The sequence below is a fragment of the Pseudoduganella dura genome, assembly GCF_009727155.1.
GTDB lineage: Bacteria > Pseudomonadota > Gammaproteobacteria > Burkholderiales > Burkholderiaceae_D > Rugamonas > Rugamonas dura.
In genome coordinates this window covers 5,102,656-5,115,193 of record NZ_WNWM01000002.1, presented here as the reverse complement: position 1 = coordinate 5,115,193, position 12,538 = coordinate 5,102,656, and the positions used below count along the sequence as shown (strand labels likewise).

Here is a 12,538-nt window from a genome sequence, read left to right as displayed (position 1 = left end):
CGGGCGAACGGCATGAACGGCGATGCATTGCGGGGAGATGAAACCTGGAAGGCCGCCGGGAGGCGGCAGGTGAGGCGGGCAAGGCCGGTGACGCTGGTAATGCAGGTGATGCAGGTGATGCAGGCAAAAGGTTGCGGCATGGCGTTCTCTCTTGAGGTCTGTAGAAAAACCAGATGTACGTCCCATCCGGGACGCATCCACAAGAGCAATGCCCCATGTTCCACTGACGCGACGCTGGCCGTCACCGGTGAAACACTAGCCGCTTCTACTCGTACAACAGTTAATGCAAACGCCGTGCCAGCGTTTTAAGGCCTGCGGGCCGCCGATCCGGCAGGCTGGCGCACCACGACAGGGCACGCATGGCACCAGCACCGCTCGTGCGCGGGTCAGGCGCGATATTCCTGTGCACCCGTTCGTGTGCCGGGGGCTGCGCCGAGACCTGTGCGCGTGTCAGTGCGCTCCTGCCGGTGCGCACTTGCCGGCATGGGCTCCGGTTACGCCGGTTCCTTGGCGGCGGCTTCGCGCAGCTTGTCCTTCTTGCTCTTGCGCTTGCCCTTGATGCCGCCGTTCGGATCGGCGGCGGCCGCGCTGGCCGAAGCGGCGGCGGCCGCGGCGACGGTGGCATCGAGCGGCTCGAAGCCGGCGATGCGCTCGCGCGGCACGCGCTTGTCCTGCCGCTTCTCGATCAGCCGGAAGTGCGCTTCGGCATCCGGCGTGATGAAGCTGACGGCGACGCCGCTGGCGCCGGCACGGCCCGTGCGACCGATGCGGTGCGTGTAGTCCGCCGCGGCGCGCGGCAGGTCGAAGTTGACGACCACGGGCAACTGCGCGATATCGATGCCGCGCGCCGCCACGTCGGTGGCCACCAGCACGTGCAGGCGGCCGGCCTTGAAATCGGCCAGCACGCCGGTGCGGGCAGCCTGGCTGAAATCGCCGTGGAACGCCTCGGCGGCGATGCCGTTGCGGCGCAGCTTGTCCGCCACGTGTTCCGACGCATACTTGGTGGCGACGAACACCAGCACCTGTTGCCACTTGTGCTCGTTGACCAGGTGCCTGAGCAGCTGCAGGCGGCGCAGCGGTTCGACCTCGATGGCGCGCTGCGCGATGTCCGGCTCGTGCGCGTCTTCGGCCGACACCTCGGTGCGCAGCGGATCCTGCAGCAGCGACGATGCCAGCGCCTGCACGGATGCCGGGAACGTGGCCGAGAAGAACAGGTTCTGGCGCCGCGCCGGCAGCAGCGCGAGGATCTCGGCGATCTCGTCGGCAAAGCCCATGTCGAGCAGCTTGTCCGCTTCGTCCAGCACCAGCGTGGCGACACCGTCCAGCTTCACCGCGTTGTGGCGTGCCAGGTCGAGCAGGCGGCCCGGCGTGGCGACGATGATGTCGGTACCGCCGCGCAGCGCCATCATTTGCGGATTGATCGACACGCCGCCGAACACGATCGATACCTTGATCGTGGACGGCAGGTGCTGCACCAGCGCGCGGATCGCGTCGCCCACCTGCGCGGCCAGCTCGCGCGTGGGTACCAGCACGAGGCCATGCAGGCCGCGGCGCGTGCCCTGGCGCGCCAGCAGCGCGTGCAGCATCGGCAGCGCGAACGCGGCCGTCTTGCCGGAACCTGTCTGCGCGGCGCCCAGCACATCCCTCCCCTGCAGCGCGGCGGGTATGGCGGCCGACTGGATGGCGGTCGGTGTGTCGTAGCCGATGGCGGCCACGGCATCTAGCAGGGCGGGCGAAAGGCCCAGGGGAGCGAAGGACATGAGGGTACGGGCAGGTGAATGAGCGCGCAGTATAAAGCACGCGGCCAACTCAGCCGCCGCGGCCCGGTCCGGCCCCTTACATGCCTACATCGCCATATGGCCCGGCGATGACGACCACGTAGCCATCGGGGTCGTGCAGCCAGATCTCGCGGTGCTGCGCGTTGCGGTTCTCCTTCGGCCCTTCCAGCACCGTGGCGCGCACGGCGGCGGCGCGATCGACGGCATCGTCGAAATCGTCGGTCCAGAACCACAGAAGCACGCCGTTGCCATAGGGGCGGCACCCGGGGTCGCCGATGTGCGCGTGGTGATGCGCATCCCAGCGGTGCAGTTGCAGGATCAGGCGGCCATCGAACGTGAGCTGGTCATATTCGGCGCCGCCGTGGGCGCTCTTGCAGCCCAATACGGCCTGGTACCAGCGGCTGGCCGCTGCCACGTCGGACACGGCGATCAGGGGTTGCGCTTGCATGGACTCCTCCCTCGACTGAGTTGGTGATACCTATACACCGAGCATAGCACCGGCCGGCGCGGCCGCGTCGTTCCGGTCGCGCCGCAGCGGCAGCCACTGCACGACGCCCCAGGCGAACTCGGGCACGATGAGCAGCCACAATATCGGCATGCCGGTCTGCGCCAGCGTCCAGGCCATCCACAGCGTGAACGCGAACCGGCCGGCACCGTCGTAGCGGCCGAAGCGCACCTGCGGGTCGAGGATCCGCAGGACGGACCACAGCAGCACCACGCTGCCCATCAGGCAGGCGAACAGCACGTGCAACGGCCCGAAGGCGGGCAGCGGCGCACCGCCCATTGCCTCGTTGACGGCGGAGAGGTGGCCGTGCAGCAGCGCGAACGTCCAGGGCGTTGCGAACGGCGCGGTGATGAACAGGTCGTACAGCCCGCTGGCGCGGACGATGCGGGCATAGGTGGTGGAATGCATGGCGGCTCCCGGATGATCGAGACGATATCGTGGGCCCTGGAGTACACTCCAGGGTCAAGCCTTTTTTCGGGAGACACGATGCGGATCGGCGACATCGCGCAGGCGACCGGCATCAGCCGGGATACGCTGCGCTTCTATGAAAAGCGCGGGCTGCTGCGGGCCCGCCGCAGCAGCAACGGCTACCGCGACTACCCGCCCGAAGCGGTGCAGTGGCTGACCTATATCCGCACCGCCCAGTCGCTCGGCTTCACGCTGGCCGAGATCGAGGCCGACCTGCCCCTGCTGGCCGATCCCGGCGCCTCGTCCGACGCGCTGCGCGCCGCGCTGCGCGCCAAGCTGGCCGAGATCGACCGGCGCATCGACGGCCTGGGCGCGCTGCGCGCGGACCTGGCCGCGCGGCTCGACGAGGCGACCGACTGCCCGCTGCGCCCCGCCGTGCTGACGGCATTTGCCCGGACTGCCGGCTGACGCGCGATGGCCACCGCCACCTTCCGGTTCGACGACGCACTCGATCCCTTCTTGCCGCGCGGCCGGCGCGGGCACATGTTCGCCGTGCCGTGCGCGCGCGCCGCCACGGTCAAGCACATGATCGAGGCGCTGGGCGTGCCGCACACCGAAGTGGGCGAGGCGCTCGTCAACGGCGTGGCGGCGCCGCTCGACCGGTTGCTGGAAGATGGCGACGACGTGCAGGTGCTGCCGCACCGCCCCGTGGCGCTGGCGCCCGCCGAGGCGCGCTTCGTGGCCGACGCGCATCTCGGCGGCCTGGCCCGGCTGCTGCGGATGGCCGGGTTCGACACGCTCTACGACAACGACATCGACGATGCCGACGTCGAGCGGATCGCCGGACAACAGGGCCGCATCGCGCTGACCCGCGACCGCGAGCTGCTGAAACGGCGCGGCGTGCTGCGCGGCTGCTACGTGCGGGCCATCAAGCCCGAACTGCAATTGCGCGAACTGTCGGCCCGCTATGGATTGAAAGCGGCGATGCGGCCGTTTTCGCTGTGCCTGGGCTGCAACGCACCGCTGCAGCGGCGCGCCAAGGCGGACGTGCTGGACCGGCTGCCGCCTTCCGTGCGCGCCGGGCATGACGAGTTTCTCGGCTGCGCGCAATGCGGCGGGGTGTTCTGGCGGGGCTCGCACTGGCGCAGGATGCGCGCGCTGCTCGATGACATGAACTGACGCGGGAACCGGGGATGCGGATTGCGGAAGTGCCGGGGCTGTGCGCCGGCGCCTTGCCGCGGCGCCGGACGCGTCCGCGGCGTGCGGGCTATAATGGCCGGCTGAACTTTCTTGCATGAATCTTCCGACGAGCCCGACGTCCCGGCTCTCCACGAATTTGCCCATTAAGCTGCCGTGAATCCATTACTCGACAAACTGCACCCCTACCCGTTTGAAAAACTGCGCCTGCTGTTCGACGGCGTGACGCCGGATGCGAATTTCCGCGCCATCAGCCTGGGCATCGGCGAACCGAAGCATCCGACACCGCCGTTCATCTGCCAGGCGCTGGCCGACAGCCTGTCCGGCCTGGCCGTGTATCCGGCCACCGCCGGCTCCGAAGCGCTGCGCGGCACGATCGCCGCCTGGCTCGAACGCCGCTACGGCCTGCCGCCGCTGAATCCGGCCACGCAGGTGCTGCCGGTGAATGGTTCGCGGGAGGCGCTGTTCGCGTTCGCGCAGGCCGTGGTCGACCCCGGCGCGGACGCGCTGGTGGTTTGCCCGAACCCGTTCTACCAGATCTACGAAGGCGCCGCGTTCCTGGCCGGCGCCGAACCGTACTTCGTCAACTCGGACCCGGCGCGCAACTTCGGCAGCGATTACGACAGCGTGCCGGCGGCAGTATGGCAGCGCGTGCAGTTGCTGTACCTGTGCTCGCCCGGCAATCCGACCGGCGCCGTGCTGTCGCTGACGGACTGGGAAAACCTGTTCGCGCTGTCCGAGCGCCACGATTTCATCATCGCCGCCGACGAGTGCTATTCGGAGATCTACCACGGCGCCGAAGCGCCGCTGGGCGCGCTGCAGGCGGCCCATGTCCTGGGCCTGTCCACGGTCGACCGGCCATACGCGCGCCTGGTGGTGTTTTCCAGCCTGTCCAAGCGCTCGAACGTGCCGGGCCTGCGCTCCGGCTTCGTGGCCGGCGATGCCGAAGTGCTGAAGAAATTCCTGCTGTACCGGACCTACCACGGCGGCGCCATGAGCCCGCCGGTGCAGGCCGCATCGATCGCAGCGTGGAACGACGAGTCCCACGTGGAGGAAAACCGCGCCCAATACCGCGCGAAATTCGATGCCATCACGCCGCTGCTGCAGGAGGTGCTCGACGTGGCACTGCCGGACGCCGGCTTCTACCTCTGGGCCGATGTCAGCCGCACGGGCCTGTCGGACACCGAGTTCGCGCGCCGGCTGTACGCCGAATATAATGTCACGGTCCTGCCGGGCAGCTACCTGGCGCGCGAAGCGCATGGCGGCAATCCCGGCCGCAACCGCATCCGGATGGCGCTCGTCGCGGAAACCGCCGAAGGGCTGGAAGCGGCGCGGCGCATCGTCCAGTTCTGCAAGAACCTCGATCAATAATTCATTTACAAAGAGCTGCATCATGACCCAACAACTCCAGCAAATCATCGAACAGGCATGGGATAACCGCGCCGAGATCAATCCGTCGAACGCCACCGCGGAAGTGCGCGACGCCGTCAACCACGTGCTGGCCGGCCTGGACGACGGCAGCCTGCGCGTGGCGCAGAAGGATACCGGCACCTGGGTGGTGAACCAGTGGATCAAGAAGGCCGTGCTGCTGTCGTTCCGCCTCGAGAACAACGTGGTGCTGCCATCGGACGGCACGATGCAGTTCTACGACAAGGTACCGACCAAGTTCGCCAGCTACACGCCGGAAGATTTCGCCAGGGGCGGTTTCCGCGTGGTGCCGCCGGCCGTGGCCCGCCGCGGTTCGTTCATCGGCAAGAACGTGGTGCTGATGCCTTCCTACGTGAACATCGGCGCGTATGTCGATGAAGGCGCGATGGTCGACACCTGGGCCACGGTGGGTTCGTGCGCGCAGATCGGCAAGAACGTGCACCTGTCCGGCGGCGTGGGCATCGGCGGCGTGCTGGAACCGATGCAGGCCAACCCGACCATCATCGAGGACAACTGCTTCATCGGCGCCCGTTCCGAGATCGTCGAAGGCGTGATCGTCGAGGAAAACTCGGTGATCTCGATGGGCGTGTACATCGGCCAGTCGACCAAGATCTACGACCGCGCCACCGGCGAAGTCTCCTACGGCCGCATTCCTTCCGGCTCCGTGGTGGTGTCGGGCTCGCTGCCTTCGGCCGACGGCAAGTACAGCCTGTACTGCGCGGTGATCGTCAAGCGCGTGGATGCGCAGACCCGCGCGAAAACGGGCATCAACGAGCTGCTGCGCGGCGTTTAAGCCTGCGCCTGGCACGCCGGGAAAACCGGTGTCCGACATCCCGGCCTGTGGCCGGGTGTCCGACACCATGCGTCTACATGAGGTGCGCACGATGATGGACCGCCTGTTCCAGCTGATGAAAGAGAAGAACGCGTCCGACATGTTCTTCGCCGTGAATTCGCCGGTGCACCTGAAAATCAACGGCAACCTCATTCCGATCAACCAGCAGAAGCTGGAACCGGACAATATCGACGCGCTGCTCGCCGAGATCTGTTCCACCGAGCAGATCCGCGAACTGGCGCGCACCAATGAACTGAACATGGGTGTCTCGGTGCCGAACCTGGGCCGCTTCCGCCTGTCGGCCTTCCGGCAGCGCGGCACGATCTCCGCCGTGTTCCGCTATGTACCGGCCAATATTCCCGCGCTGGCCGACCTGGGCCTGCCGCCCATCCTGGCCGAACTGATCATGGAGAAACGCGGGCTGATGCTCGTCGTGGGCTCCACCGGTTCCGGCAAGTCGACCACGATCGCCGCCATGCTGGACCACCGCAACGAACTGCGGTCGGGCCATATCCTCACGCTCGAGGACCCGATCGAGTACCTGTTCAAGAACCGGAAATCGATCGTCAACCAGCGCGAGATCGGCAGCGACGCGAAGGACTTCGACACCGCGCTGCGCAACTCGATGCGCCAGGCACCGGACTGCATCCTGATCGGCGAGATCCGCGACCGCGAAACGATGGCCGCCGCGCTGGCCTACGCCCAGTCGGGCCACCTGGTGGTGGCCACGCTCCACGCGAACAACAGCTACAACGCGCTGAACCGCATGATCAGCTTCTATCCGCTCGAAAACCGCCCCGCCCTGCTGCAGGACCTGTCGTCGACGATCCGCGCCATCGTTTCGCAGCGGCTGGTCCGGTCGAGCGGCGGCGGCAGCCGCACGCCCGCCGTGGAAGTGATGGTCAACACGCGCTATGTGTCGGACCTGATCGAGAACGGCGAGATCGGCCAGCTCAAGGAAGCACTCGACAAGAGCCTGTCGCCGGGCTCGCAATCGTTCGAGCAGGCGCTGTACAGGCTGGTGCAGGAAGGCCGCATCACGCAGGATGAAGCGCTGGCCAATGCGGATTCGGCCACCAACCTGCTGTGGCTGCTGAACAATGGACCGGACAGCCGGCAAGGCGGACAGCCGTCCGGCGCGGCCGAGCCGAAGCCGGCCGCCGAGGCATCCTTTACCGAGTTCACGCTCAACACCTGAGCAGGGAGCCGGAGGGAGGCCACTCCCCGGGTTGCCCTTGCAGCTATAATGGCGCACTTTAGCCGGCAAAATGCCGCCGCGCGCCCACCCGAATACCCATGATCACACTTTACGGCATCCCCAACTGCGACACAGTCAAGAAGGCTCGCACTTGGCTGGCCGACCAGCAGCACGACTTCGCTTTCCACGACTTCAAGAAACAGGGGCTCGACGCCGCCACCGTGCAGCACTGGCTGGCGCACCTGGACTGGGAACTCCTCGTCAACAGGAAGGGCACGACGTGGCGCGGCCTGCCGGACGAGCGCAAGGCCGCCGTGACGGACGCGGCCAGCGCCACCGCGCTGATGCTGGAGTTTCCGTCGGTGATCAAGCGCCCGGTGCTGCAGACGGCCGGCGCATGCCACGTGGGCTTCAAGCCGGACCAGTATTCCCAGATCTTCGACAAATAAGAACGCCATGACCGAATCCCGTACCCTTGCGCTGACCGAAAAACTGATCGGCCGCTCTTCCGTCACTCCCGAGGACAAAGGCTGCCAGCAGCAGATGATCGCGGCCCTCGAACCGCTCGGCTTCCGCTGCGAGACGATCCAGTCCGGCGACGTGACCAACCTGTGGGCGCGCCGCGGCACCGAGCAGCCGGTGTTCGTGTTCGCCGGGCACACCGACGTGGTGCCGACCGGCCCGGTCGAGCAATGGTCGTCCGAGCCGTTCTTCCCCACGATCCGCGACGGCAAGCTGTATGGCCGCGGCGCGGCCGACATGAAGACGTCGATCGCCGCGATGATCGTGGCCTGCGAGGAATTCATCGCGGCCCACCCGGACCACAAGGGTTCCATCGCGTTCCTGATCACCAGCGACGAGGAAGGCCCCGCCACCGACGGTACCGTCGTCGTCTGCGACAGGCTGCAGGAGCGCGGCGAAGCGATCGACTACTGCCTCGTGGGCGAACCCACGTCCAGCAACACGCTGGGCGACATGATCAAGAACGGCCGCCGCGGTTCGCTGTCCGGCTGCCTGACGATCAAGGGCATCCAGGGCCATATCGCCTACCCGCAGCTGGCGAAGAACCCGATCCACGTGGCCGCGCCGGCGCTGGCGGACCTGGTGGCCGAAGTATGGGACGAAGGCAACGAGTATTACCTCCCCACGTCGTGGCAGATGTCGAACGTGAAGGCCGGCACCGGCGCCAACAACGTGATCCCGGGCGAGATGGTCATCGACTTCAATTTCCGCTTCTCGACCGCCAGCACGGCGGAGGGACTGCAGGAACGCGTGCACGCGATCCTCGACCGGCACGGCCTGGACTACGACCTGAAATGGACACTGTCCGGCCACCCGTTCCTGACCCCGCGCGGCACGCTGTCGGCGGCGCTGTGCGACGCGATCAAGTCCGAGACCGGGATCCAGACCGAGCTGTCGACCACCGGCGGCACGTCCGACGGCCGCTTCATCGCCCGGATCTGCCCGCAGGTGATCGAATTCGGCCCGCCGAACGGCAGCATCCACAAGATCGACGAGCACGTGGAAGTGCGCTTCATCGATCCGCTGAAAAACATCTATCGACGCACGCTCGAGAATCTTCTCGCCCGAGATCTCTCGTAACCCTTCGCGCGTCAACTATCGAAAGCACACCATGACCATCTTCTCCACGCCGCGCGACCTGCTGCGCTACGCGACCACCCGTTTCAATACCGAACAGCTGTTCTTCGGCCACGGCAGCGCCGAGGCGTTCGACGAGGCGGCCTACCTGATCCTGCACACGCTGAAACTGCCGCTGGACAAGCTCGATCCGTTCCTCGATGCCCGCCTGCTGCCCGAGGAAGTGCAGCGTGTGCTGGCAGTGATCGAGCGCCGCGCCGCCGAGCGCATCCCGGCCGCCTACATCACCAATGAAGCATGGCTGGGGAGCTACCGGTTCTACGTGGACGAGCGCACGATCGTGCCCCGTTCGTATATCGCCGAACTGATTCCCGACTATTTCGCGCCATGGGTCAACAACCCGGAAGGCATCGCCAACGTGCTGGAACTGTGCACCGGCTCCGGCTGCCTGGCGATCATGATGGCCGATGCGTTCCCCGATGCCGCGGTCGACGCCGTCGACATCTCGCCGGATGCGCTGGAAGTGGCGCGCCGCAACGTCGACACCTACAAGCTGCAGGACCGCGTGAACCTGATCCAGTCGGACCTGTACGCCAACGTGCCGGCAAAAAAATACGACCTGATCGTCACCAACCCGCCGTACGTGAATTCCGGATCGATGGCGCAGCTGCCGAAGGAATACCGCCACGAGCCACAGATCGCGCTCGACGGCGGCGCGGACGGCATGGACCTGGTGCGCAGGATCGTGGCCGGTGCCGCCGAGCGGCTGACCGACGAGGGCCTGCTGATCGTGGAGATCGGCAATGAAAAAGAATTCGCGGAAGCGGCATTCGGCCACCTTGGCCTGACGTGGCTGACCACCAGCCAGGGTGACGACATGGTGTTTTTGCTCACCGCCGACCAATTGAAAATCTAAAGCATGATTCGTCTCGAACAAGTAAGCCTGATGCGCGGCGTGAAGCCGCTGCTGGAAAACGTCGACCTGACGCTGAACCCCGGCGACAAGATCGGCCTGATCGGCGCCAACGGCGCCGGCAAGTCCAGCCTGTTCGCGATGCTGCGCAACGAGCTGCATCCCGACCAGGGCAATATCGACTTCCCCGCCAAGTGGCGCATGGCCTACGTGGCGCAGGAAACCCCGCCGCTGCAGCGCAACGCGCTGGACTACGCGATCGACGGCGACGTCAACCTGCGCAAGCTGGAGGAAGAACTGGTGCGGCTCGAATCGATGCCCGATTCCGCCGAGCAGGGGATCGCGCTGGGCAACGCGCACGTTGCGCTGGCCGATGCCGATGCGTACACGGTGCAGTCGCGCGGCGAACAGCTGCTGCTGGGCCTGGGCTTCACGCTGGACCAGATGCAGCAGCCGGTGGCCAGCTTCTCCGGCGGCTGGCGCATGCGCCTGAACCTGGCGCAGGCGCTGATGTGCCCTTCCGACCTGCTGCTGCTCGATGAACCGACCAACCACCTGGACCTGGATGCGATCATCTGGCTCGAGGACTGGCTCAAGCGCTATGCCGGCACGCTGATCATCATCTCGCACGATCGCGATTTCCTCGACGAGATCGTGAACGTGGTGGTGCATATCGACGACCGCAAGCTGAAGCGCTACTCCGGCAATTACTCGAGCTTCGAACGCCAGCGCGCCGCGCAGATGATCCTGATGGCCGGCGCCGCCGAAAAGCAGGCGCGCAAGAAGGCGCACCTGGAATCGTTCATCGACCGCTTCAAGGCCAAGGCTTCGAAGGCCAAGCAGGCGCAGAGCCGCATGAAGGCGCTGGCGAAGATGGAGGAACTGGCGCCGCTGCGCGCCGCCGCCGAATTCTCGTTCGAGTTCCGCGAACCGCTGTCGGCGCCCAATCCGCTGCTCGTGATGGAGGATGTCGATGCCGGCTACCGCGGCGAGGATCCGGAGACGTACGAGGTCAAGGAAAAGAAGATCGTCAACGGCATCAACTTCAGCCTGCAGACAGGCCAGCGCATCGGCCTGCTGGGCGTGAACGGCGCCGGCAAGTCCACGCTGATCAAGACCGTGGCGGGCGAACTGGCACCGCTGGCCGGCACCGCGACGATCGGCAAGGGCCTGATCATCGGCTACTTCGCCCAGCACCAGGTGGAGATGCTGCGCCACGACGAATCGCCGCTGTGGCACCTGCAGAAGATCGCGCCCACGGTGCGCGAGCAGGAACTGCGCAACTTCCTGGGCGGCTTCAACTTCCCGGGCACGATGGTCACCAGCTCCATCGCGCCGTTCTCCGGCGGCGAGAAGGCGCGCCTGGCGCTGGCGCTGATCGTGTGGCAGCGCCCGAACCTGCTGCTGCTCGATGAACCGACCAACCACCTGGACCTGGAAACGCGCGAGGCGCTGACCGAGGCGCTGGCCCAGTTCGAAGGCACGCTGGTGGTGGTATCGCACGACCGGCACCTGCTGCGCGCCACGACCGATGAATTCATCATCGTGGCCAATGGCAAGCTGCAGCCGTTCGACGGCGACCTGGACGACTACAAGGACTGGCTGTTCAAGACCAAGCTGGGCAAGGGCACCGACGTGCTGCCGGCCGCCGGTAAGGAAAACAGGACGTCGTACCCGTCCACGTCGCCGGTGGCGCCGGCCGCGCCCGCCGTCGACAAGCGCGAGCAGAAGCGCGTGGACGCGGAGCAGCGCCAGCGCCTGGCCGCGCAGCGCAAGCCGATCGAGAACAAGGTCAAGCGGCTGGAAGAGCAGATCGCCAAGCGCAACGCGCAGAAGGCCGACGTGGATGCGCAGCTGCAGGACCCGGCGATCTACGAAGCGGCCAACAAACCGAAGCTGAAGACGCTGCTGGCGGACCAGGCCTTCTATACGAAGGACCTGGCGCAGCTGGAAGAGGAATGGCTGGGCTTGCAGGAGCAGCTCGAGGCGATTGCAGTCTGAGCATGGTGAATCGCGGATTCACGGCGCCAGGGCGATGAACACACCGCCCCGCTAACGACAACGCCGCCTTCGGGCGGCGTTGTCGTTAGCAGCGTTCCCTTCAGGCGGCGGCATGCAGGTTGTCGGGTTTGGTGCGGCGGATCGCCATCAGCCTGTCGATATCGACGACGACCAGCCGGCGCCCGCCGCTTTCGGCAAGCCCCAGCAGGTAATCGATATCGTTCGCGACCTGCGCGTCGATATCGGGAATGGGCTTGATGTCGCCGCCGGCCAGGGTAACGATGTCCGTCACGCCGTCGGTCACCATGCCCATCACGCAGGTGGACAGCTTGAGGATGATGACATCGGTGCGCGGATCGTGCTCCGGCGGCCGCGGGCCGAAGGCGATGCGCATGTCGACGATCGGCATGATGATACCGCGCGAGACGGCGACCCCGCTGATGATTTCTCCGTCGGTCGCGAAGCGCTCGAGCGCCTGCAAGGGCCGCAGCTCCTGCACATTGCTGTAATCGAGCGCATATTCGAGCCCGCCCAGGCGGAAAGTCAGGTACTGCCGCGCTTCGTCCCCGCGCGGCGCGCCGGCGTGCTGCTGTGGCGCCACCCGCGGCGCCGCTGATGGAGCGTCCTGCGCTTCTGGCGATTCATTCGGTTGCATGGGTATTCCTTTCGTTCGGTCCCG

14 protein-coding genes are annotated in these 12,538 nt (G+C 66.4%); 10 read left to right on the top strand and 4 right to left on the bottom strand.

The window, feature by feature from the left end:
- The first annotated feature begins 12 nt into the window (after positions 1-12).
- Positions 13-309 (top strand): hypothetical protein, encoded by a 297-nt coding sequence (locus GJV26_RS22415; RefSeq protein ID WP_155710917.1) that lies wholly within the window; start codon positions 13-15, stop codon positions 307-309.
- A 185-nt stretch (positions 310-494) separates the two neighbouring features.
- Here GJV26_RS22415 and GJV26_RS22410 read toward each other — a convergent pair whose 3' ends face one another.
- The 3 genes from GJV26_RS22410 to GJV26_RS22400 form a co-directional block, all read right to left on the bottom strand.
- The gene (locus tag GJV26_RS22410) at positions 495-1,760 is read right to left on the bottom strand and encodes a DEAD/DEAH box helicase (protein WP_155710916.1); all 1,266 of its coding nucleotides are present in this window, start codon (positions 1,758-1,760) and stop codon (positions 495-497) included.
- A 76-nt stretch (positions 1,761-1,836) separates the two neighbouring features.
- Positions 1,837-2,226: a VOC family protein gene (locus GJV26_RS22405; protein WP_155710915.1), complete on the bottom strand. Its 390-nt coding sequence runs from the start codon at positions 2,224-2,226 to the stop codon at positions 1,837-1,839.
- Between the two features lie 30 nt (positions 2,227-2,256).
- Positions 2,257-2,691, bottom strand: a complete 435-nt coding sequence (locus tag GJV26_RS22400) for a hypothetical protein (protein WP_155710914.1) — start codon at positions 2,689-2,691, stop codon at positions 2,257-2,259.
- A gap of 78 nt (positions 2,692-2,769) precedes the next feature.
- Here GJV26_RS22400 and GJV26_RS22395 point away from each other — a divergent pair, with 78 nt between their 5' ends.
- From GJV26_RS22395 to GJV26_RS22355, 9 genes are all read left to right on the top strand, one after another.
- Positions 2,770-3,159 carry a MerR family transcriptional regulator gene (locus GJV26_RS22395; protein WP_155710913.1) on the top strand — a complete coding sequence of 130 codons (390 nt, stop codon included), beginning with the start codon at positions 2,770-2,772 and terminating at the stop codon, positions 3,157-3,159.
- 6 nt (positions 3,160-3,165) lie between these two features.
- Complete coding sequence (locus tag GJV26_RS22390; RefSeq protein WP_155710912.1) at positions 3,166-3,870, top strand: Mut7-C RNAse domain-containing protein; 705 nt, start codon at positions 3,166-3,168, stop codon at positions 3,868-3,870.
- Between the two features lie 174 nt (positions 3,871-4,044).
- A complete protein-coding gene (gene dapC / locus GJV26_RS22385; RefSeq protein WP_189442288.1) occupies positions 4,045-5,259 on the top strand; it encodes a succinyldiaminopimelate transaminase in 1,215 nt (404 codons plus the stop codon).
- Positions 5,260-5,281: 22 nt separating this feature from the next.
- Positions 5,282-6,109 (top strand): 2,3,4,5-tetrahydropyridine-2,6-dicarboxylate N-succinyltransferase, encoded by an 828-nt coding sequence (gene dapD / locus GJV26_RS22380; protein ID WP_155710911.1) that lies wholly within the window; start codon positions 5,282-5,284, stop codon positions 6,107-6,109.
- Between the two features lie 67 nt (positions 6,110-6,176).
- Positions 6,177-7,346 (top strand): PilT/PilU family type 4a pilus ATPase, encoded by a 1,170-nt coding sequence (locus GJV26_RS22375; RefSeq protein ID WP_229419390.1) that lies wholly within the window; start codon positions 6,177-6,179, stop codon positions 7,344-7,346.
- A gap of 98 nt (positions 7,347-7,444) precedes the next feature.
- A complete protein-coding gene (locus tag GJV26_RS22370) occupies positions 7,445-7,795 on the top strand; it encodes an ArsC family reductase (RefSeq protein ID WP_155710910.1) in 351 nt (116 codons plus the stop codon).
- A 7-nt stretch (positions 7,796-7,802) separates the two neighbouring features.
- A complete protein-coding gene (dapE, locus tag GJV26_RS22365; protein WP_155710909.1) occupies positions 7,803-8,948 on the top strand; it encodes a succinyl-diaminopimelate desuccinylase in 1,146 nt (381 codons plus the stop codon).
- 31 nt (positions 8,949-8,979) lie between these two features.
- Complete coding sequence (gene prmB / locus GJV26_RS22360; RefSeq protein WP_155710908.1) at positions 8,980-9,861, top strand: 50S ribosomal protein L3 N(5)-glutamine methyltransferase; 882 nt, start codon at positions 8,980-8,982, stop codon at positions 9,859-9,861.
- Between the two features lie 3 nt (positions 9,862-9,864).
- On the top strand, positions 9,865-11,859 hold the full coding sequence (locus GJV26_RS22355; protein WP_155710907.1) for an ATP-binding cassette domain-containing protein: 1,995 nt from the start codon (positions 9,865-9,867) through the stop codon (positions 11,857-11,859).
- A gap of 100 nt (positions 11,860-11,959) precedes the next feature.
- Here the strand turns inward: GJV26_RS22355 and GJV26_RS22350 are convergent, their stop codons facing one another.
- Positions 11,960-12,514: a chemotaxis protein CheW gene (locus GJV26_RS22350; protein WP_155710906.1), complete on the bottom strand. Its 555-nt coding sequence runs from the start codon at positions 12,512-12,514 to the stop codon at positions 11,960-11,962.
- Positions 12,515-12,538 lie beyond the last annotated feature (24 nt).